The sequence below is a fragment of the Anaerococcus faecalis genome, assembly GCF_013371425.1.
GTDB lineage: Bacteria > Bacillota > Clostridia > Tissierellales > Peptoniphilaceae > Anaerococcus > Anaerococcus porci.
Map to the genome: position 1 here is coordinate 149,114 of NZ_JABVBA010000001.1, position 22,071 is coordinate 171,184.

The following is a 22,071-nucleotide window of genomic DNA, read 5'->3' on the forward strand; positions in this document are numbered from 1 at the left end:
GATATTATGGATAGAACAGTTGAATTATTAAAAAAATCTAATGCTTTACTTGAAGGACATTTCTTACTTTCAAGTGGAAGACATTCTAGAAAATATATACAATGCGCTAAATTAATAGAAAATCCAGTATATTGCGAAGAGATTGCGAAAATTATAGCTAAAAAAATTAAGGAAGCTGGAATTAAAGTTGATTTATGTGTAGGTCCCGCTATGGGAGGGATAATTATAGCCTATGAAGTAGCAAGAGCTCTAGGGGTAAATGCTATCTTTACTGAAAGGGTTGATAATATAATGACTCTAAGAAGAGGCTTTGAAATAAAAAAAGATATGAATGTTATTATAGTTGAAGATGTAATAACAACTGGAAAATCTTCATTTGAAACAGTAGATGTTATTGAAAAAGAGGGAGCAAATACTGTGGCTTTGACATCAATTGTGAATAGGTCAGGTCTTGATCAGATAAGGGGACTTAAGTTAATATCAGCTACAGAAATTCAAATTAATAGCTTTGATCCTGATAATTTACCAGATGATTTAAAGGATACTCCTGCAGTAAAACCTGGTTCTAGAAAATAAAGTTGAAATATAGCATAAGTTATGATAGAATATTTGTAACAATTCTGTAACATTTAAAATAATAAGGGAGATATGTGTGTTTAAATATAAAAAATTAAAAATATCTATGTTTTCTTTTTTATCTATTGTTCTTGTGCTAATTATTTCATCTGGAATTGAAAGTTCATCATTTGCATCAAATTCAAGTCAAAGAAGAAATAAGATTATTAGGGGAATAGAAAAAATTGACAAAGAGGCACTGAGTTTAGAGCAGTCTAAAATTAAAAGATATGAAAAATTAGAGAATGATTTAAAAGAGTTTAGGGAAAAAGGTTCTGAGAATATAAGTGAGAATTCTTATTTATATTTAACCAATAAGACTGATTTTACAGCTGATGAATTAGAAACAGGTCTTAAAAATACAGAACTTTTAGGCCTTGGTAAAGACTTTAAAAATGCAGAAGAAAAGTATGGAGTAAATGCAATACTTTTAATGGCTATGGCTAAGCATGAAACAGGTAATGGAAATTCATATCTTGCAAAAGAAAAAAATAATCTTTTTGGATTCAATGCTATAGATCAAGATCCTATTAATAAAGCAAACCATTTTAAAACTAAGGGTGAATCAATAGACTATGTAGCTAAATTCTTAAAAGAAAATTATTTGAGTAAAGATGGTAAGTTTTATAATGGAATATCTACTGCATCTATAGGAAAATTATATGCTTCAGATCCATATTGGTCAGAAAAAGTAGATTATATGATTAGAGAAGTTTCTGTAAATATATTAGAAAATAAATAAAATTAAGGTTAAAAGGGGCCGTTGCAAAATGATAGAAATTCATATTTTGCAACAGCCTCTTTTTGTTCTAAACTTAATAATTAACTAATGGTGCATGCCTTAATGAAAAATTAATTTTTATAAGACATAAAGATAAGAGAAACTTTATGCTCATTGGATTATGAAATTATTTTAGCCCCATCAAGATCTATATTAAGTTTTTTTACATCCCAATTTTTGAGATTGTTATTAATATAGTCTTTAAGCATCGCATATGTTTTGGAGTTTTTTTCTGAAAGTACCATTATTGTTGGGCCTGCACCACTAAGATAAGTAGCAATTGCATCAAATTCTAGAGATTTTTCTTTAAGTAAATCAAAATCTTTTATAAGTCTCTTTCTGTAAGGTTGGTGAAATCTATCATCAAGGCATACTTTAATAAGATTTTTATCAAGATTTACAAGAGCAGGAGTAAGTAAAGCAGCTCTTGAAACATTATGTACTCCATCTTTTAGACTAATCATTTTTGGAAGTATATTCCTTGAATCCTTGGTGCTTAATGAAAAATTAGGAATTAAAGCTAGAAATTCTAGATTTTTATTAAGTTCAAACCTTCTATAGTGTATGTGTTCATTGTGTTTAAGCGAAATTACAAAGCTTCCCATAATGGCTGGAGCTACATTATCAGGATGTCCTTCAATTTCTGTTGCTATGTCAAGAGCAAGTTCCTTATTTATGGTTTTATTCATCATGAAAAGAGCAGAATATACTCCTGCAACTATGCAAGTTGATGATGAGCCTAGTCCTCTAGTATATGGAACTTGTGATTTTATCTTTACTGATATTGGAATAATATCCTCATCTAAATATTTAAAAGTTTTTTTATATGAATCAATCACAAGGTTATCTTCCATGAAGGTTTCAGATTTTTTAAATATAAACGTATTAAATAAATTTAAAGAAACACCAAAAGTATCAAAGCCTACTCCAATATTAGCACTTGTTGCTGGAACTTTAACACTAAATTTGCAATTTAAGATTTCTAATACTTCTTTTTTCATATTTTTAGGATCAATTACCCTATGATGCATAATCTTCTTATTTTCTAATTCCTTAATATTTTTTGGAACATCAACCTTCATTAGTTTAGCTAAATCTTCAAGCTTTTTAAAATCATCTTTTGATTTAAAAATACCTATTGAATTCAAGACCTTGTCTGGAAATTTAAAAGGGCTTGCTGTAGATGCTATTAATGTCAGAGTATTATCAGATGTTCGATTTTTATAGCTTTTGTAGACACTATATGAAACAGCTGTATGAGAATCAATTACATAATTGTAATTATCGTAGCAAGTTTTTATAGCATTTGAAATATCTTCTTCTGTTGCAAAACCAGCTTCTATAAGGCTCTTATCTAAGTCTTTCCACTTGTACGATTTTTTGTTTTTAAGATCTTCCATAGCTATTTTGACCTTTTTTGTATCCCCATCTACTAGGTGGAAAAGTAAACGTTCAAGGTTAGAAGAAATTAGTATATCCATTGACGGAGATGATGTAATAATAAGATTTCTATTAGAATTATATATACCACTATTAAAAAAATCTGTAAGTACATTATTTTCATTTGATGCTACTATTAACTTGTTTATAGGCAGTCCTATCCTTTTTGCATAGTATGCAGCTAAAATATTGCCAAAATTTCCTGTAGGAACACATATATTAATTTTTTGACCCATATTGAGTTTTCCTATTTTTACTAACTTGAGATAGGAATAGACATAGTAGACTATTTGGGGTATAAGTCTACCTATATTTATTGAATTAGCAGAAGAAAGTTCATATCCCCTTTTTAAAAGTAGATTTTTGTAATTTTGATCAATAAAAATTTTTTTAACAGCACTTTGGGCATTATCAAAATTTCCATTTATAGCAATTACATCAAGATTATCTCCCTCTTGGGTTAGCATTTGGAGTTCTTGAATTTTTGATACCCCTCCCTTTGGATAAAATACCATGCAACGAACCCCATCAATATTTTTAAAACCTTCTAGACTAGCCTTACCAGTATCCCCAGATGTTGCAACAAGAATTAGTATATTTTTATTGTCCTTATTGACCTCCAATGATGCTTTAAGAAGGTGTGGAAGGACAGATAGGGCCATATCTTTAAAGGCATGAGTTCTTCCGTGATAAAGTTCAAGAAAGACAGTATCATTTTCTTTTAAAACTACAACTTCATTAGGAAATTTTGAATCATAAGCTTTGTAAGCAATATCTTTTACCTTATCACCTAAATCGTCAAAATATAAACCTAAAATATATGCTGCAAGATCTTTATAGTTATAATCAATTAGACTATCAAGTTTTTCTATCTTTGGAAAATACTCTGGCACAAAAAGACCACCATCTGGTGCTATACCTTTAATTATTGCCATAGAACCATTCATTTTAATATTTTTATTTCTAGTCGAAAGAAATTTCATCAATAATCCTCACTTTCAAGTCTTATTATTATAGAATTTGAATCTTTTTTAAGAGCTCTTTTAAGTTTTTCATATTGACAATTTTTAATTAAGTAACTTTCATTTGTTAATTTTTTTCTTTTAAAACTATCAAGACTTATAATTTCAGAATTATATCTAACATAAAAATCCCCCTTGATTTCATCTTTTGTAATTTGTCTATTAAGTCCTTCACCAAGTCTTACCTTAGACTGTCTATCAAATAATATATCTATAATATCATTTGTAACTGCGTTAGCTGTAGGAAGCATACCTGCTCCAGCCCCATAAAACTTTAATTCTCCAACCATATCACCATATACTGTTACACTATTATAGGCTTCCCTTACAGATGCAAAGTAGGAGTTAGAGTAAACTGCTACTGGTTGGACAATTGCTTTAATTTTTTCATCTTCTACCCACGCATCACCTATTAGCTTTATGGTTCTATTTAATTTTGCAAGATTTTTAATATCACAAGCTTTTATATTTGATATACCTTCTAAGAGTATATCATTTTCATCAACATCTTGTCTAAAAGCCATTGTTGATAGAATTCTAAGTTTTCTGAGAGTGTCAATACCATCGACATCACTAGATGGGTCAGCTTCTGCATAGCCTAATTCCTGAGCTTTTTTTAGTACATTTTCGTAATCCTCACCTTCTTCTGTCATTTTTGATAAAATAAAATTACAGGTTCCATTTAGAATGCCTCTTACTCTTGTAATGTCATTTTCCATAACTAAATCTCCAAGAGGTTTTAGAACAGGAATACCACCTGCAACAGCTGCCTCATGAAGAAAATGAAGATTGTTATCCCTTGCAAGGTCATTAAGTTCATTAAAATACTTACTAATAGCAGCCTTATTTGCGGATACAATATCTTTTCCCTTATTCATTGCCATCACCATCATGTCTTTTGCTTGATCAATTGATGAGGTTACTTCTACAATAATATCTATAGCGTCATCATTTAGGATTTCTTCAAAGTTATTTGTTAAAAGATTTCTATCTATTTCGACTTTATATTCTTTATTAAAATTTCTAACTAAGATTTTTTTTATGTCAATTTCTGCATTTGTATAGTACATAATTGAGTCATGTTTTTCTTTAATAATTTTATAAACGCCTTGACCAACAGTTCCAAATCCTAATATCGCTATTCCTACAATTCTTTTCATTATTTACTCCTTATTACAACAGTTTTTTATAAATTAATAATTTTTAATATTAAGCAAATATTTACTTTTTATAAAAATAATAGTATAAAATGTATTTATAATATGCAATACAAGTATTTAACTTATAAATTTTTAATATTAAGTTTTAGATATTTTTTATGATTTTATTACTTTAAAAGATAAAAGTCAAGAAGATTATGAAAATTATGATTTATACAAATAGTCAATTAAACATAGATAATATATTTAAGTTTGGCTTAAATATTATTTCTAAGACTTAAATTATATGATTATTAACAAAAAAATATTATTTGTATTTACAGATAGAGTCCGTATAATTGTGTAAAAAGAAAAAGGTCATTTGAAACCCAAACTAGTACAATGTTTTTAACCACAAAAACCAACTAGGAGGAACAAATGACCCAATTACATTTTGTAATTAATCAAGAAGAAATACAAAATTTAATTAATGAATCTGTAGATAATAAAATTGCCAAATCTATCTTAACAAAAGTTTTTAATGAACTTATGGAAAAAGATGAATATTTAGAAAATACAGCCTATCAAAGGGATCCTAACAGAATCACCTACCATAATGGATACTATGAACGTGACTATACAACCAAAATAGGAACATTAACCTTAAGAGTACCTAGGACAAGAGATGGTAAATTCTCAACAGAAATCTTTGAAAAATATCAAAGAAATGAAAAAGCACTACTTTCAACCATGCTAGAAATGTATGTTCAAGGAGTATCAACAAGAAAAGTATCCAAGGTGATAGAAAATATGTGTGGTAAAACATATTCTAAATCCTTTGTATCATCTTTAACTAAAGAGCTTGACGAAGAAGTAAAGCTATGGAGAAATAGTGATTTAAGCAAACTAAAAATTCCGTATCTAATTGTAGATGTGGTCTACATAAAAGTAAGGGAAAACAATCGTGTAGTATCAAAAGCTTGTCATATTGCAATAGGAATAACTGAAAAAGGAAATAGAGAAATTATAGGCTTAGACCTAAGTTCTAGTGAAAGTGAAAATTCATGGTCAAACTTCTTTGAATACTTAAAAGCTAGAGGACTATCTGGACTTAAAATGGTAATATCAGATGCTCACAAAGCTCTAGTAAAAGCAATAAAAGAAACATTCGTAAATGTAATATGGCAAAGATTTCAGGTACATTTCTTAAGAAATATCCTATCAAAAGCACCAAAGAAAAACACAGAAGAATTTAGAACTGATATCAAAGCACTATTTAAAATCCAAGATATAAACTTAGCAAGAAAAATGAAAGAAGAAATATTCTCAAAATATGAGAACGAAAAGAAAATTCAAAATTCTTTAGACACCTTAGATGAAGGCTTTGAAGATTCCTTTGTATATCTATCTACAGACGTAATTAATAGTAGACTTAAATCAACCAATTGCTTAGAAAGACTAAACGAAGAAGTTAGAAGATGTGAAAAAGTGATTAGAATATTTCCAAATGAAGACTCAGCTATTAGACTAATAGGAGCAATCCTCATTGATATCAATGAGGATTGGATAACATCTTCTAAATTGTATATTAGAATGAAATAGTAAATATTGGACTAGGATAATTTACACAATATTATGGACTTGACTTATTTACATGTATTATAAAATAAAAAAGATAGTTTTGTTTTATGATTTTGAAAATCAAAATTTTTGTAATATACTAATGTCATGAGTATAAAAGATAATTTAACTATAAGTACAGCGAAATTAATTCGCTTTTTATTGAAATTGACAAAACACAAGGCTACAAGCCTTCCAGGTAAAATTGCTTATAAGATGGATAAAGATATACTTAAGTCACTTAGTAAAAATACTAAATTTATTTTTATTACAGGGACGAATGGCAAGACTATGACTACACACTTTGTGACAAGTATTCTTAAAAATCATTATAATAAAGTGTTTACAAATGAATCTGGCTCAAATATGATTCAAGGAATAATTACAAGTCTTCTAGATAATCCTAAAAATGAAAATACAGTTGCCGTTTTGGAGGTAGATGAGGCGAATCTTGTTAGGGTTTCTGAATTTATAAAACCTGATTATGTTGTTTTGACAAATATATTTAGAGATCAAATGGATAGGTTTGGTGAAATTTATAATGTTTATAACAAGATTTTAGAGGGATTTAAAAAATGTGATGATGTAAAAATTATAGCAAATGGTGATTTACCAATATTTTCATATGATTCATTAAAAAAATATAATCCAATATATTATGGTATTAGAGAGGATAAAAAAGATAGTCAATTATATGACTTAGATGCTGAGTTTAATAGTGATGGCATACTTTGTCCAAATTGTAAGTCTATTTTAAAATATAGAATTATAAATTATTCATCCCTAGGAGATTTTTCATGTCCAAACTGTGATTTCCATTCTCCAAAAATAGATTATAATATTGAAAATATTTTATCTATGGAAGCAAATTATTCAAAATTTCTTATAGATAATGAAGAGTATGAAATTCAAATTGGAGGATTTTATAATATTTACAACGCCCTTGCGGCCATATCTCTTTCAAAAGAATTGGAACTTACTTATGAAGAAATATATGATGGATTAAAAAATCAGGAACACGTTTTTGGTCGTCAAGAAAATCTTAATATTGAGGGCAAAGAAGTAATTATAAATTTAGTTAAAAATCCAACTGGTTTAAATCAAATTATTAATCTTATGCTTTTAGAAGATGATCCTATAAGTTTATTTTGCTTTTTAAATGATAATTATGCTGATGGAACAGATGTATCTTGGATTTACGACTCCTATTATGAAAGACTAAAAAAACTAAATATAAAAGAAGTAAAAGTTTCAGGTAAGAGAAAAAAAGATATGAAGAGAAGACTAGAAATCGCAGATATATTTGATGGGGAAATTATAGAATTTGACTATGAAAAAGATATTTTAAAAGCTATCAGTACATCAAAAACAAATAAAATTTATATACTTTCAACCTATACTGCCATGTTAAGATTAAGGGAGGTTTTAAACTTACAATGATAATAAATATATGCCATCTTTATGGAAATCTTTTAAATACCTATGGAGATGTAGGAAATGTTATGGCTATTAAATATTTAGCAGAAAAAAAGGGCTATAAAGTAAATGTAGATGTTATTAGTATTAATGATGATTTTTATTATAAAAAATATGATTTTGTTTTCTTTGGTGGAGGACAAGACTACGAACAGTCAATAGTCGAAAAAGACTTAGAAAATAAAAAAGATAACATAATAAAATATATTGAAAATGATGGATTATTTCTTGCGATTTGTGGAGGATATCAACTTTTAGGTAAATATTATTATGATGCTTATAATAATAAAATAGAAGGTCTTAACATTTTTGACTATTATACAAAAAATCAAGAAGATTCTAAAAGATTTGTTGGGAATGTAAAGGTTAAGGATAATAAAAGCGGACAAATTTATGAAGGATTTGAAAATCATGGTGGAGTAACTTATCTTTCAGATAAACATTGTGCATTTTCAACCATTATTGAAGGATATGGAAATAATGGCCAAGATAAAACTGAAGGATTTAGATATAAAAATACTTTTGCAAGTTATCTCCATGGTCCTTTGTTAGCTCGCAATGATAATTTGTGTGATACATTTTTACAAATCATAGAAGATAATAAAAAACAGTATTAACCTAATTCACTTTAATAAGCTATTGAATTGATAAGTTTTTATTGATATAATGTACTATGAAAAGCAAATCATAAAGTTTTATAGGAGTTTAAATGAAAAAAGATATTGAAATTGCTAGAGAAGCTCAAATTAAGGATATTGATGAAATAGCACATTTTCTCAATATTGAAAAGTATGAGAAATATGGAAATTATAAGGCTAAAATCGATCTTTCTTATTCTGAAAATCAAAATAAAGATTCAAAGCTAGTATTAGTAACTGCTATTAGTCCAACACCTTATGGAGAAGGTAAGACTACTATGAATATAGCCTTGTCTATGGGGCTTAATAAACTAGGAAAGAAAGCTATTTCAGCTTTAAGGGAACCATCTTTAGGACCATCTTTTGGTATTAAAGGAGGAGCCTGTGGTGCAGGATATTCTCAAGTTATACCAATGGAAGATATTAATCTTCACTTCACTGGAGATTTTCATGCTATAACTAGTGCTGTTAATCTTGTAGCTGCAATGATTGATAATCATATTTACCAAGGTAACGAAAAAAATATAGATTTAAGTAATATTCTATGGAAAAGATGTGTTGATCTTAATGATAGGGCCTTAAGAGAAGTAGTAGTTGGTTTAGGTAAAAAAACGAATGGAATAGCTAGACAAGATGGATATGATATTACTGTTGCTACAGAAATGATGGCAGTATTTTGTTTAAGTAATAACTTAAATGATTTTAGAGAAAAAGTATCCAGAATGATAGTTGCCTATGACTATGATAACAATCCAGTTACAGTAGATGATATTAAAGCTACAGGACCTGTAGTAGTTCTCATGAAAGACGCACTTAAACCAAACCTTGTTCAAACCTTAGAAAATACGCCAGCTATTATACATGGTGGACCTTTTGCAAATATTGCTCACGGCTGTAACTCTATTATAGCCACTAAAACGGCACTTGCCTTATCGGAATATACAGTAACAGAAGCAGGCTTTGGAGCAGACTTGGGAGCCGAAAAATTCTATGATATTAAGTGTAGAAAGGCATCTATAAAGCCAAATATTACTGTAATAGTTGCAAGTGTTAGAGCACTAAAATATCATGGTGGTGTTAGCCTTGAAGATATTAATTGTGAAAATCTTGAGGGTTTGAAAAGTGGCTTTAAAAATCTTAAAGTTCATCTAGAAAATTTGAAGAAATTTTCTAATAATGTGGTAGTAGCAATTAATAAGTTTGACCAAGATACTAAAGCTGAACTAAGTTTATTAAAAGAACTAGTTAATAATTTAGGTATAGAGGCCTTTGAATGTGATGTATATCATAAGGGCTCAGAAGGTTGTCTAGATATATGCAAGTATATTATTGAAAAATCAAATAAAGATAATGATTTTAAATTATTATATGATGAATCCTTATCTATTAAAGAGAAAATTGATGTTATTTGTAAAGAAATATACAGAGCTAATGGAGTAAAATATGCAAAAAAAGCCCTTGATGAAATAGAAAGAATTGAAAATTTAAACTCAGATAAATTACCTGTATGTATTGCTAAAACTCAATATTCATTTTCTGATGATCCAAAGAATCTTAATCCTGAAAGTGAATATGAAATTACTATCAATGATATAAGATTAAATCAAGGAGCAGGTTTCATAGTTGCTATTACACAAAATATTATGACGATGCCAGGCCTTGGCAAAAAACCTGCTGCTTATGAGATTGACATTGATGAAAATGGGAATATCGTTGGACTATTTTAGGGAGATATGTATGACAGAATCAAAATTAAAAAGTAAAGAATTAGATGAATTTTTTGATGCTATATTGATGCTAAAAAATCGAAAAGAGTGTTATATGTTTTTTGAGGATGCTTGCACAGCAAGAGAGCTTCAATCTATATCACAAAGGCTTCAAGTAGCTAAATTATTAAAGATAAGAAAAACCTATAGTGAAATAGAGGAGCAAACTGGTGCATCAACTGCTACAATTTCCAGGGTAAATAGGTCGCTTCACTATGGAACTGATGGATATGATTTGGTTTTAGAAAATCTTATAGCAAATAATCTAAAAGAAGAAAAAGAAAATAATAGATAAGTAAAAACTTATAACGGATTTATCTTAATGATGTATAGACATAAAACTGGACAAAGAGCGGTAAGGATGGTACACATCAATCAAGGTGAATCCGTTTTTTAGTTAGTCTAATTTGATTAATCTTTTTTACAAACTAGTTTGTGGTATAATTGTAAGGATGAAAGGATGTGAAAAATGGACTTATCTAATTTAAATGATAAACAGAAAGAGGCTGTTTTACATAATAAAGGTCCTTTGTTAGTGGTAGCAGGTGCAGGTAGCGGTAAGACTCGAGTTCTAACTACAAGCATCGCTTATCTAATTAAAGAAAAAAATGTGGATCCAGTAAATATTTTAGCCATAACTTTTACCAACAAAGCTGCTAATGAAATGAAAGAAAGAGTTGCTAATTTATTGGGTAAAGATGTATCTTATCTTTGGATTGGGACATTCCACTCCATATGCGCAAGAATTCTTAGGATGAATATTGATAAGTTAGGCTATGATAATAACTTCACAATATATGACACAAATGATCAGAAAACTTTAGTAAAAGAAATAATAAAAGACTTAGGATATAAGGATGAAATAAGCCCAAAAGAAGCCTTAAATATAATCTCATATTGTAAAAATAAATCAATATACCCAGATGAATTCTTAAAATTAAATACATTCTATGTAAAACAAGAAGAGTATTATAAAATATATAAAAATTATGAAAAAAGAAAGTTTGAATATAATTCCTTAGATTTTGATGATTTAATACTTAAAACTTTGGACTTGTTTGCAGAAAGTCCTGATACTCTAACTTACTATCAAAATAAGTTTGAGTATATTTATGTAGATGAATATCAAGATACAAATAAAAGTCAATATGAATTGATTAAATTCATAGGAAAACTACATAATAATATTACTGTTGTAGGAGATGCTGATCAATCTATTTATAGCTTTAGGGGAGCTGATATAAATAATATTTTAGATTTTGAAAAGGACTTTAAAGATGCTAAGACTATAAAACTTGAGCAAAATTATAGGTCGACTTCAAAAATCATAAATGCTGCAAATAAATTGATAGAAAACAATACCGAAAGAAAAGATAAGGTTCTTTGGACATCAAAAAAAGATGGTGCAGAAGTCTTATATAAAAAATCTTCTCTTGAAACAGAAGAGGCAAGCTTTGTAGTTAATGAAGTTACATCACTTTTAAAAGATGGCTATAAATTAAGTGATATTGCAATCTTATATAGGACCAATGCTCAATCGAGAATATTTGAAGAAGTTTTCATGAAAAAACTTATAGATTATAAGGTTATAGGTGGTTTAAAGTTTTACGACAGAAAGGAAATAAAAGACCTTGTAGCTTATCTTAAAGTTTTAGTAAATCCTAAGGATGATATTTCATTAAAAAGAATTATTAATGAACCTAAAAAAGGAATAGGTCAAAAAACCATAGAAGGACTAGAAAAAGAGGCTTCTAAATTAGGTTTTTCTTTGACAGAACTTGTAACAGACCCAAGTCTTTTCAATGGCCTTACTGAAAAGTACAAAAATACTTGTAGAAAATTTTATGATCCTTTAAAAGATATTTTTGAACATTATAGTGATTATCTAATAGTTGATTTAATTGAAAATGTTTTGGATAAGAGTGGTTATTTAAAATCTCTTGAAGAAAGTTATTCAATAGAAAATAGATCAAGGATTGACAACTTAAATGAGTTTATGTCTTCTGCAGCTGAATATCAGTCAAATAATCCTGAAGACAATATATATGACTACTTAGAAAATCTATCTCTTTTATCAGATCTTGATAAGACGGAAGAAAGTAATGAGGCTATATCTTTAATGACTGTTCATTCTTCGAAGGGTTTAGAATTTAAAGTCTGTTTTATTGTTGGTATGGATGAAGGTTTATTTCCATCAAAAAGAAGTATTGATGAAGGAAATATTGAAGAAGAGAGAAGACTATGCTATGTTGCAATAACACGTGCTATGGAAAAATTATATATAACCTCAGCAGAAATTAGAAGACAATATGGTCAGCCAGTATATTATAAACCATCAAGATTTTTAAATGAATTAGACGGTTCAATAAAAAAGCTAGATCAAGATAAGACTCAAACCTTCTCCAATCACGAGTTAAGAGTTAAGACAAATGAAGATTACATGAGAGATAAGGCCAGAGAAAGTGTTCTAAAGAAAAAAACCATAAAGGAATCATCAAAAGAAGAATTTAAAATAGGTGATAATATTCTCCACTCTAAATGGGGAAAGGGTATGATAGTACAAATAAAATTATCTACTGATGGAAATGAACTAGTTGTAGCATTTGATAAAAAAGGTCTTAAAAAATTAAATCAAGACTATGCTCCTATAAAGAAGGTTTAATATGGACAAAAAAGAAAGAATTAGAGATTTAATAGATCAAATTAATGAATTAAATTATCACTACTATACCTTAGATAAACCTTTAATATCAGATGGTGAGTATGATAAGCTATATGATGAGCTTAAAAATCTTGAAGAGGAAACAGGTATAGTGGATAAATTCTCACCCACTCAAAGAGTTGGAGGAGTAATACTCGATAAGTTTGAAAAGCATTACCATATTTCAAGGTTATATTCTCAAGATAAGTCACAAAATTACGAAGATCTAAAAGAGTGGATTAATAGATGTGAGAGGTTAAGACAAAATTATAATAATACTCATGAAGATAAATTAAAAAAGTTAGAATTTATAACTGAGTATAAGTTTGATGGACTAACAATAAATCTAACCTATAATGATGGAGTGCTTCAAACTGCAGCTACGAGAGGTAATGGAATAGTTGGAGAAAATGTTCTAGAACAAGTTCTTACTATTTCTTCTATCCCAACAAAAATTGATGAAAAATCTTTGATAGAAGTCCAAGCAGAGGCTGTAATGCCGCTTTCTTCATTAAAAAAATACAATGAAGAAAATGAAGTTCCTTTAAAGAATGCTAGAAATGCAGCAGCTGGAGCAATTAGAAATCTAGATACAAGTCAAACAAAAAAAAGAAATCTTAAGGCATATTTTTATCAAATTCCTACAAATGAATTATCATTTGAAACTGAAGAAGAAATGCTTAAGTTTTTAGAAAAGCAAAAACTTCCAGTATATCCTTATTACAATTTAATTGATAATTTTGATGACTTAGTTAAAGAGATAGAAAGAATTAAAGTTCAAAGACATAAAATAGACATATTAACTGATGGCGTAGTAATTAAAATAAATGATATAAAAACTCAAAAAGTACTTGGATATACTAATAAATTCCCTAGATGGTCAATAGCCTTTAAATATGATCCTGAAGAATACACTACAATTTTAGAAGATGTTTTGTGGAATGTGGGAAGAACTGGAAAAGTTACACCATCTGCAATAGTCAAACCTGTAGATTTTTCTGGGGTTACTGTAAGACGTGCTACCTTAAACAATTATGATGATATTGAAAGAAAAAAACTTAGAATTGGTTCCAAGGTGTTCATAAGAAGATCTAATGATGTAATTCCAGAAATTTTGGGCGTAGTTGATGAAAATCAAAAAAATACAAAAAAGATAGAAAAACCATCAAGATGTCCTTTTTGTAACTCAGAACTTATTGAAGGGAATGTTCATATATACTGTCCAAATTCTATATCATGTACACCTCAACTCAAAGCAAGACTTGTTCATTTTGCTTCAAGAGAGGCCATGGATATAGATGGTTTGAGTGAGAGAACTGCTGAATTATTTATAAAAAATTTAAATATTAATGAAATTTATGACTTATATGATATAGGATATGAGGATTTGATAAAACTTGAATCATTTAAAGAAAAAAAGACTAATAATCTATTAAATGCTATTGAAAATAGTAAGGAATGTGATTTATCAAATTTCACTTATGCTATAGGAATTCCAAATGTTGGAGTAAAGACTGCAAATGACCTGGCTAATAAGTTTAGGACTTTTAATAATCTTAGAAATGCAAAAGAAGATGAGTTAATAGAAATTGAAGATATTGGTGAAAAAACTGCAAGTTATATAATAGATTTCTTTAATGACCATAATATTAGTAAATCAATTGATATACTTTTATCAAAAGGCATAAAAATTAAAGAAATAGATAAAGGTATTAAGTCTGACTTATTAAAAAATAAAAATATTGTTATAACGGGTTCTATTGATAATTATAAAAGAAATGATTTGAAAAAATTAATAGAGAATAACTTAGGTAATGTAACAAGTTCTGTTTCTAAAAATACAGACCTAGTCTTGTGTGGTCAAAAACCTGGCTCAAAAAGAGATAAAGCTATTGAATTGGGAATTGAAATATTAGAAAGTGAAGATCTACTCGATTTTATAGAAAAATTGGAGGAAAACTATGAATAAAAATGAAGTTGAAAGAGTTTATAGACTTGCTAACTTAGATCTTTCAAATGAAGATATAGATATAATAACAAATAAATATAATATAATACTTGATTTTATAGATCATATATTTGAGGTAGATTGTGAAAATGTCGAAATGACAGAAATGTTAGAAAATCATAAGGCTATATTAAGAGAGGATGAAGCTCAAGAATCTCTTGATAGAGAAGATGCCTTAAAAAATGCTAAAGATACTCAATTTGGATACTTTAGATTAGATTGGAAACTTTAAGGAGATATTGATGAATATAAACAAAACTATTGAAAAATATAAAAATAAAGAGATTTCAGTCTATGATCATACTAAAAAAGTTTTAGAAAAGATAAAAAATGATAAAACAAATGCTTATATATCATTTAATGAAGAAGATTCTCTTGAAAGAGCAAAATATCTTGATCAAAAACTTAAAAGTGGTGAGAATTTAGGAAAATTATTTGGAATACCTGTAAGTGTTAAGGATAATATTTCATATAAGAATATGAAATTGACCTGTGCTTCAAAGATGCTTGAAGATTTCACACCTTTATATAATGCTACAGTAGTTGAAAATATTTTAGATGAAGATGGTATAATTATAGGGAAAACAAATATGGATGAGTTTGCTATGGGTGGGTCTGGTGAAACATCTTATTTTGGTCCAGTTTTAAATCCGCTTGATGAAAATTTGATTCCGGGTGGATCATCATCAGGTTCTGCAGTTAGTGTTGCAAAAGGTGATGTATTAGTTTCTTTAGGTACTGATACTGGCGGGTCAGTAAGGCAACCTGCTTCTTATTGTAATATAATTGGCTATAAGCCAACTTATTCTATGATGAGTAGGTATGGAGTTGTAGCTATGGCAAATACCTTAGATCAAGTATCTTTATTTGCAAACAATGTAAAAGACTTAAGAATTTTAGCAAGTGCAGTTCAAAGTCCTGATCAAATGGATATGACAGCAAGCTTAGAAAAATATAAATTTTCTGACGATGATTTTAGCTTTGAAGGTAAAAAAGTTGCAATTATAAAAAATGATAACAATGAATTTAACATTACAGACTCTGTATATGAAGATTATAAAAATGCCATAGACTTAATTAAAAACAAGGGTGCTATAATAGAGGAGGTTGACCTAAAATACTCAAAGTATGCTAATGAAGTTTATAGTGTAGTAATGAGCTCTGAAGTAAGCTCAAATCTTTCTAGATTTGATGGCATCAGGTATGGTTACCAAACAGAAGATTATAAAGATGTTGAAGAACTATTTATAAAAAATAGATCTGAAGGTTTTGGAGAAAATGTTCAAAGAAGAATAGCACTGGGAACTATGTATTTATCAAGTGAAGATAATCAAAGGATATACAAGCAAGGGTTAAAAATCAGGAGTCTAATTATTGAAGAATTAAAAGAAATATTTGATAAATATCATTTCTTAATTACACCTACAACTGTAGATTTGCCATCTAAACTTGGAATTTATACAGATAATCCATTGAAAGACTTCTCATCAGATATATTTAATGTAATAGTTAATTTAGCAGGATTATGTGGAGTTTCAGTACCTGTTAGAAAGGGTATATCAGGAAGTATTCAAATAATTGGTGATAGATTCAAGGATAAAGAGATTATAAATGCTTGTGAAGAGTTTGAAAGGATAAAAAATGAAGACTAGAACAATAATAGGATTAGAAATTCACGTTGAACTGTCAACTAAAACAAAAATGTTTTGTTCATGCAAAAATGAATTTGGTGCTATCCCTAATACAAATACTTGTCCAACTTGCTTAGGTCATCCTGGTACTCTTCCAAGAATTAATAAAGAAGCAGTAAGATATGCAATTATGGCTGGACTTGCTTTTAACTGTGATATAAAGACAGAAATGAAAATGGACAGAAAGAAGTATTTCTATCCAGACCTTGTAAAGGGATATCAAATAACACAACAAGATGAACCTTATGCTGTTGGTGGATATATAAAGCTTAAAAATGGAGATAAAATAAGACTAAACCACATCCATATGGAAGAAGATACTGCAAAATCAAATCATGATGAAAATAATAGGACATTAATGGACTATAACAGAGCAGGACTTCCATTAATAGAAATAGTATCAGAGCCAGATTTGAAATCTGCTAAAGAAGCTAGAGAATTTGTAGAAAAGCTTGCCCAAACATTGAGATTTTTGGATGTTTCAGATTGCGTAATGGCTGAAGGATCAATGCGTTGTGATGTTAATATAAACCTTGAAAATCTTGAAAATGGGAAAAGAACTGCCATATCTGAAATAAAAAATCTTAACTCAATGAAAGCTATAGAAGATGCCTTAAATTTTGAAACTAATAGACATAAAAAAATGCTAGAAGATGGTAATCTAGGTATAAAAGAAACTAGAAGATGGGATGATTTAAGTCAAAGCACTATATCTATGAGAACAAAGGAAACTACAAATGACTATAGATTTTCCATAGAGGGTGATATCCCAAGAATTAAGCTTGAAAAAAGTTTCATAGAAGATATAAAAAATAATTTACCTGAACTTCCTGAGAAAAAAGAGCAAAGATATATAGAAGAATATAAACTATCTTCATATGATGCTAACCTTTTATCAAATGATAGAAAACTTTCAGAACTTTTTGAAAGCACAAATGAAATTGTAGATAATCCAAAAGAAGTTTCTAATTGGATTTTAACAGAGCTTTCAAGAAGATTAAATGAATTTAAAATAGAATCTGACCAAATGAATTTATCTGTAAAAAACTTTGCGAAACTTATAAACTTGGTTATTTCAAATAAAATCAACAATAATGTTGGTAAAAAACTTTTAAGAGAAATCTTTGAAAGTAATGATGATCCAGAGAAACTAGCTAAAGAGAGAAATCTTCTACAAATAAGTGATGAAAATTTCCTAGAAGACATAGTAAATGAAGTTTTGAGAGAAAATCCTCAATCTATTGAAGATATAAAAAATGGTAAGGATAGGGCTTTTGGATTCTTAGTAGGTCAAGCTATGAAAAAGACCAAGGGTAAGGCAAATCCACAACAAGTAAATGCTTTGCTTAAAGATAAAATAGCCAAATTCTAATTCTAAGAATTGATTTATTATGAATATATTAATAGAAAATGCTAACATACTCTCAATGGCAGATGGTGAAAAAATTTATAAATCTAATATCTGTATTGAAGATGGTAATATTACAAAAATTTCAGATAACACACAATATTTTAATTATGATAAAAAGATTGATGGAAGTGAAAAACTTGTCATGCCAGGGTTTATAAATGCCCATACTCATGTTGGCATGAGTTTTTTTAGAAATTATTCTGATGATGTGAGTCTTATGACATGGTTAAATGAAAAAATTTGGCCACTTGAAGATAAACTATTAAAAGACGATGTTTATTGGGCTTCACTTTTATCACAAATAGAAATGATTATGACTGGCACTACAACATTTGCTGACATGTATTACTTTGAAGAGCAAACCATAAAAGCACTTGATAAGTCAAAAATGAGAGCACAAATATCAAGAGGTCTAACCTTAGAAGATAAGGATAATAAAAAAATAAAAGAAAATCTAGCTCTTTATGAAAAATTTGATGGAAAAGATGGAAAAATAAATATAGCGTTGGGTCCTCATGCTGTTTATACGACTGACAAGGACTATCTTAAAGAAATATCCAAAATATCATCAAAAAAAAATATTCCAATCCATATTCACCTATCAGAAACAAAGGCAGAAAACATTGAATGTCAAAAAAAATTTGGTCAAAGTCCAACTGAAGTGTTTAATGAGTGTGGAATATTTGATAATAGGACTATAGCAGCCCATGGATTGTACTTATCTGAAAAAGACATTGAAATATTAAAAAATAAAAATGTTTCTATAGTTCATAATCCATCATCAAATTTAAAACTTTCATCTGGTTTTTTAGATGTTTCTAAATTATTATCTATGGGAATCAATGTTGCAATGGGGACTGACTCAGCAGCTAGCAATAATAATTTATCAATGATTAAAGAAATCTCTTTGGCTTCCTTAGTTTCAAAATACTATGATCCAAAGAATTTAAGAGCTTATGATATTTTAAAACTTGCTACTATAAATGGTGCTATGGCTTTAGGACTTTTTGATAAGATTGGAAGTCTTGAAGAGGGGAAAAGAGCTGATTTAATTTTAATAGACTTAGACAATCCAAATCATACTCCAAAAAATAATCTTATATCATCAGTTTGTTATTCAACATATGATAAGGATGTAGAAACAGTAATAATAGATGGTGATATTGTTTATGAAAATTATGAGTTTACAAATTTGGATATTGAAGAAGTGATGGCAAAATCAGAAGAAGCATTTAAAAGATTAAGGATGAGATAATGCTAGGTATAGATTTAGTTGATATAAATAAATTTAGGATGAAATGTAAAAATCCTAAATTTATTTATAAAATATTTACTGATAATGAAATTCATTATGGAAATAAAAAAGGTAATAGAATAGAAACTTTTGCTGGTCTATTTGCTGCAAAAGAGGCCGTTATAAAAGCTTTAAATCTTAATTTAGCTTATATTTTAAGAAAAAAAATAGAGATTTTACATATAAATAATAAACCATATGCAGTAGTTGATAATAAAATAGAGCTTGAAATAAGTATAAGTCATCAATCAGATTATGCTGTTGCTATATGTAATAATAAAAGTCTATTTAATGAAATTATTATTGATAAAAATATAAAAAAATTATTAGTAGATAGAAATGAAAATTCTCATAAAGGGGATTTTGGCAGAGTTGCAATATTAGGCGGAAGTAATGGAATGAGTGGCTCTGTTTATTTGTCATCTCTTGCTTCACTTAGATCAGGATGCGGACTAAGTCATATTATTTGTCCGTCATCTATTTCAAATATTTTACAAATAAAGTCAACTGAAAGTATAATAGAAGAAGTAAAATGTGATAATTTTCATTATAGTGATGAGATATATAATAAGATTCTCATATATTTAAAAAATAAGGATAGTCTAGCTATAGGCCCTGGCATGGGAAGAGCTAATGGCTTAAATAAGCTTTTATTCTCAGTTATAAAAGAATATAAAAAAAATATTGTTATAGATGCTGATGGATTAAATGCTTTATCTGATGATATTAGTATACTTAAAAATCATGAAAATATAATTCTAACTCCACATGTAATGGAATTTCATAGGTTATCTAAGCTTCCTTTAGAGTACATAAATAAAAATAGAATGGAAGTTGCAAAGAAATTTGCAAAAGAAAATAAAATTATTTTAGTTTTAAAGGGTCAAAAAACTATTGTGACAGATGGAGATTACTCTTATATAAATAATACAGGAAATTCCGGCATGGCTACTGCTGGAAGTGGCGATGTTTTAACAGGTATTATTTTGGCAAATCTATCAATAATGAAACCTCTAAATGCTGCCATATTATCAGTTTATATACATGGATTGGCAGGAGATATTGCTAAAATAAAGTTAGGGGCTGATTCAATGATTGCAAGTGATATAGTTAATAATATAAGTGAAGCTTATAAATTAATGAGGAAGTAAAATGATAAAAAACTTTAATTTAGTCTATATACATAATGATTTTTATAAATTGAAAATATTTGATAAATATATTAAAAAAATAAATATTAAGCTAATAGGAGATATAAATGAAGGTTAAAAGAGGTGACTTATTTTATGCTGATCTTTCTCCAGTAGTTGGTAGTGAGCAAGGGGGCGTTAGGCCCGTTATAGTAGTTCAAAATGATATGGGGAATAAATACTCTCCAACTATAATTGTGGTTCCTGTCACAAGCCAGATAAAAAAATCAAAACTCCCTACTCACGTCTCACTTAGTGCTAATAAATTTGGTTTACCTAAAAATAGTGTAGCCTTATTGGAGCAGTTAAGAACTATTGATAAAAGAAGATTAAGAGATAAATTGGGAAGTTTCGACAAATCAGTTATGATAAAAATTGACCAAGCTATAGCAGTTTCTGTTGGAATTGATTGATGAAATCAATTATTAAAAATATACTAATAGTAGTTTTACTAATAGTTCTTTCAATAGTTAGCTATTATACATATACCAATAAGAAAATAGATACAAATTTAGAAATTGACTATATAGATGTAGGTCAAGGTAATGCTGTATTAGTAAAAGAAAACAAAAAAGTTTTATTGATAGATGGAGGAGGTAGGTCTAGTAGTAGAAAATATTATTCTTATATTGATAATAAAAATATAGATACTATTGATTATCTTCTAGTTAGTCATTATGATGAAGACCATATAGCGGGTCTTATATCCATATTGGATAATAAAAGGGTTATCAATGTAATTTGTCCTAACTATAAAAAGAATAGTAAAATTTATAAATCTTTTATGAAATCCTTAAAAAATTCTAGTGCTCATATAATTCATCCACAAGTCGGAGATGAATTTATTTTAGGTAAGGCAAAATTTAAAATCTTATGGCCTAAATCTTTTGAAGATAGTTTAGATAATGAAAATTCCATAGTTTTAAGACTTAGTCATGGCAATAATTCGTTCTTATTTCCTCAAGATGTTGATACGAAAATAGAAGACCAGCTAATATATAGTGGTTATAATCTAAAAAGTGATGTACTAATGCTAGGACACCATGGGAGTAAATTTTCTACTTCAAAAGAGTTTATTAAAGAAGTTAGACCAAAGCTTGCTATACTTTCAGTTGGAAAAAATAATAGGTATAATCATCCCGCTAAACGTGTAATTGATTTACTTATAAACGAGAATATAAAACTTTTAAGAACAGACATTGATGGTAATATATCCTTAGAAAGTAATGGGAATGAAATAAAAGTATATACTGATAAAGAATAAAAATCCCTCTTTAAA

General features: G+C 28.3%; 18 protein-coding genes. 16 read left to right on the top strand and 2 right to left on the bottom strand.

The annotated features are described in order from the left end of the window. Positions 1 to 6 precede the first annotated feature (6 nt). Both pyrE and HV819_RS00770 read left to right on the top strand, forming a co-directional pair. Positions 7 to 576 (top strand): orotate phosphoribosyltransferase, encoded by a 570-nt coding sequence (gene pyrE, locus HV819_RS00765; RefSeq protein ID WP_176269315.1) that lies wholly within the window; start codon positions 7 to 9, stop codon positions 574 to 576. Positions 577 to 652: 76 nt separating this feature from the next. Continuing rightward, positions 653 to 1,357 (top strand): glucosaminidase domain-containing protein, encoded by a 705-nt coding sequence (locus tag HV819_RS00770; protein WP_320595876.1) that lies wholly within the window; start codon positions 653 to 655, stop codon positions 1,355 to 1,357. Between the two features lie 158 nt (positions 1,358 to 1,515). On the opposite strand, the gene thrB is transcribed toward HV819_RS00770, so the two are convergent. Both thrB and HV819_RS00780 read right to left on the bottom strand, forming a co-directional pair. After that, positions 1,516 to 3,819, bottom strand: coding sequence for a homoserine kinase (gene thrB, locus HV819_RS00775; protein WP_176269316.1), 2,304 nt, complete (start codon positions 3,817 to 3,819; stop codon positions 1,516 to 1,518). Further along, on the bottom strand, positions 3,819 to 5,018 hold the full coding sequence (locus HV819_RS00780; RefSeq protein ID WP_176269317.1) for a homoserine dehydrogenase: 1,200 nt from the start codon (positions 5,016 to 5,018) through the stop codon (positions 3,819 to 3,821). Before HV819_RS00780 ends, thrB begins: the two co-directional genes overlap by 1 nt. Positions 5,019 to 5,435: 417 nt before the next feature. Between HV819_RS00780 and HV819_RS00785 the strand changes: the two genes are divergently transcribed. The 14 genes from HV819_RS00785 (at position 5,436) to HV819_RS00850 (ending at position 22,056) form a co-directional block, all read left to right on the top strand. Next, on the top strand, positions 5,436 to 6,599 hold the full coding sequence (locus HV819_RS00785; RefSeq protein ID WP_176269318.1) for an IS256 family transposase: 1,164 nt from the start codon (positions 5,436 to 5,438) through the stop codon (positions 6,597 to 6,599). 126 nt (positions 6,600 to 6,725) lie between these two features. Then, the gene (locus HV819_RS00790; RefSeq protein WP_154538815.1) at positions 6,726 to 8,057 is read left to right on the top strand and encodes a Mur ligase family protein; all 1,332 of its coding nucleotides are present in this window, start codon (positions 6,726 to 6,728) and stop codon (positions 8,055 to 8,057) included. Continuing rightward, positions 8,054 to 8,710, top strand: coding sequence for a type 1 glutamine amidotransferase (locus HV819_RS00795; protein WP_154538814.1), 657 nt, complete (start codon positions 8,054 to 8,056; stop codon positions 8,708 to 8,710). The genes HV819_RS00790 and HV819_RS00795 overlap by 4 nt, the downstream gene beginning before the upstream one ends. A 92-nt stretch (positions 8,711 to 8,802) precedes the next feature. Beyond that, positions 8,803 to 10,458: a formate--tetrahydrofolate ligase gene (locus tag HV819_RS00800; protein ID WP_154538813.1), complete on the top strand. Its 1,656-nt coding sequence runs from the start codon at positions 8,803 to 8,805 to the stop codon at positions 10,456 to 10,458. Between the two features lie 10 nt (positions 10,459 to 10,468). Further along, positions 10,469 to 10,792, top strand: coding sequence for a YerC/YecD family TrpR-related protein (locus HV819_RS00805; RefSeq protein WP_154538812.1), 324 nt, complete (start codon positions 10,469 to 10,471; stop codon positions 10,790 to 10,792). A 174-nt stretch (positions 10,793 to 10,966) separates the two neighbouring features. Continuing rightward, positions 10,967 to 13,159, top strand: coding sequence for an ATP-dependent helicase (locus HV819_RS00810; protein WP_154538811.1), 2,193 nt, complete (start codon positions 10,967 to 10,969; stop codon positions 13,157 to 13,159). Between the two features lies 1 nt (position 13,160). After that, on the top strand, positions 13,161 to 15,167 hold the full coding sequence (ligA, locus tag HV819_RS00815; RefSeq protein ID WP_154538810.1) for an NAD-dependent DNA ligase LigA: 2,007 nt from the start codon (positions 13,161 to 13,163) through the stop codon (positions 15,165 to 15,167). Then, entirely contained in the window at positions 15,160 to 15,438 is a 279-nt protein-coding gene (gatC, locus tag HV819_RS00820) for an Asp-tRNA(Asn)/Glu-tRNA(Gln) amidotransferase subunit GatC (RefSeq protein ID WP_154538809.1), read from the top strand. The genes ligA and gatC overlap by 8 nt, the downstream gene beginning before the upstream one ends. A 10-nt stretch (positions 15,439 to 15,448) precedes the next feature. Further along, a complete protein-coding gene (gatA, locus tag HV819_RS00825; RefSeq protein WP_154538808.1) occupies positions 15,449 to 16,858 on the top strand; it encodes an Asp-tRNA(Asn)/Glu-tRNA(Gln) amidotransferase subunit GatA in 1,410 nt (469 codons plus the stop codon). Continuing rightward, complete coding sequence (gene gatB / locus HV819_RS00830; RefSeq protein ID WP_154538807.1) at positions 16,848 to 18,269, top strand: Asp-tRNA(Asn)/Glu-tRNA(Gln) amidotransferase subunit GatB; 1,422 nt, start codon at positions 16,848 to 16,850, stop codon at positions 18,267 to 18,269. Before gatA ends, gatB begins: the two co-directional genes overlap by 11 nt. 19 nt (positions 18,270 to 18,288) lie before the next feature. Beyond that, positions 18,289 to 19,563 (top strand): amidohydrolase, encoded by a 1,275-nt coding sequence (locus HV819_RS00835; RefSeq protein ID WP_154538806.1) that lies wholly within the window; start codon positions 18,289 to 18,291, stop codon positions 19,561 to 19,563. Continuing rightward, positions 19,563 to 20,753 carry an NAD(P)H-hydrate dehydratase gene (locus HV819_RS00840; RefSeq protein WP_154538805.1) on the top strand — a complete coding sequence of 397 codons (1,191 nt, stop codon included), beginning with the start codon at positions 19,563 to 19,565 and terminating at the stop codon, positions 20,751 to 20,753. The genes HV819_RS00835 and HV819_RS00840 overlap by 1 nt, the downstream gene beginning before the upstream one ends. A gap of 107 nt (positions 20,754 to 20,860) precedes the next feature. Continuing rightward, positions 20,861 to 21,205 (top strand): type II toxin-antitoxin system PemK/MazF family toxin, encoded by a 345-nt coding sequence (locus tag HV819_RS00845; protein WP_154538804.1) that lies wholly within the window; start codon positions 20,861 to 20,863, stop codon positions 21,203 to 21,205. Further along, positions 21,205 to 22,056: a ComEC/Rec2 family competence protein gene (locus HV819_RS00850; protein WP_176269319.1), complete on the top strand. Its 852-nt coding sequence runs from the start codon at positions 21,205 to 21,207 to the stop codon at positions 22,054 to 22,056. Before HV819_RS00845 ends, HV819_RS00850 begins: the two co-directional genes overlap by 1 nt. Positions 22,057 to 22,071 lie beyond the last annotated feature (15 nt).

What these genes read in the sequence shown, in the direction of transcription:
- pyrE (WP_176269315.1), top strand. Translation starts at nt 7, where the DNA reads ATGGATAGAACAGTTGAATTATTAAAAAAATCTAATGCTTTACTTGAA.
- thrB (WP_176269316.1), bottom strand. Translation starts at nt 3,819, where the DNA reads ATGAAATTTCTTTCGACTAGAAATAAAAATATTAAAATGAATGGTTCT.
- HV819_RS00780 (WP_176269317.1), bottom strand. Translation starts at nt 5,018, where the DNA reads ATGAAAAGAATTGTAGGAATAGCGATATTAGGATTTGGAACTGTTGGT.
- HV819_RS00785 (WP_176269318.1), top strand. Translation starts at nt 5,436, where the DNA reads ATGACCCAATTACATTTTGTAATTAATCAAGAAGAAATACAAAATTTA.
- HV819_RS00790 (WP_154538815.1), top strand. Translation starts at nt 6,726, where the DNA reads ATGAGTATAAAAGATAATTTAACTATAAGTACAGCGAAATTAATTCGC.
- HV819_RS00795 (WP_154538814.1), top strand. Translation starts at nt 8,054, where the DNA reads ATGATAATAAATATATGCCATCTTTATGGAAATCTTTTAAATACCTAT.
- HV819_RS00800 (WP_154538813.1), top strand. Translation starts at nt 8,803, where the DNA reads ATGAAAAAAGATATTGAAATTGCTAGAGAAGCTCAAATTAAGGATATT.
- HV819_RS00805 (WP_154538812.1), top strand. Translation starts at nt 10,469, where the DNA reads ATGACAGAATCAAAATTAAAAAGTAAAGAATTAGATGAATTTTTTGAT.
- HV819_RS00810 (WP_154538811.1), top strand. Translation starts at nt 10,967, where the DNA reads ATGGACTTATCTAATTTAAATGATAAACAGAAAGAGGCTGTTTTACAT.
- ligA (WP_154538810.1), top strand. Translation starts at nt 13,161, where the DNA reads ATGGACAAAAAAGAAAGAATTAGAGATTTAATAGATCAAATTAATGAA.
- gatC (WP_154538809.1), top strand. Translation starts at nt 15,160, where the DNA reads ATGAATAAAAATGAAGTTGAAAGAGTTTATAGACTTGCTAACTTAGAT.
- gatA (WP_154538808.1), top strand. Translation starts at nt 15,449, where the DNA reads ATGAATATAAACAAAACTATTGAAAAATATAAAAATAAAGAGATTTCA.
- gatB (WP_154538807.1), top strand. Translation starts at nt 16,848, where the DNA reads ATGAAGACTAGAACAATAATAGGATTAGAAATTCACGTTGAACTGTCA.
- HV819_RS00835 (WP_154538806.1), top strand. Translation starts at nt 18,289, where the DNA reads ATGAATATATTAATAGAAAATGCTAACATACTCTCAATGGCAGATGGT.
- HV819_RS00840 (WP_154538805.1), top strand. Translation starts at nt 19,563, where the DNA reads ATGCTAGGTATAGATTTAGTTGATATAAATAAATTTAGGATGAAATGT.
- HV819_RS00845 (WP_154538804.1), top strand. Translation starts at nt 20,861, where the DNA reads ATGAAGGTTAAAAGAGGTGACTTATTTTATGCTGATCTTTCTCCAGTA.
- HV819_RS00850 (WP_176269319.1), top strand. Translation starts at nt 21,205, where the DNA reads ATGAAATCAATTATTAAAAATATACTAATAGTAGTTTTACTAATAGTT.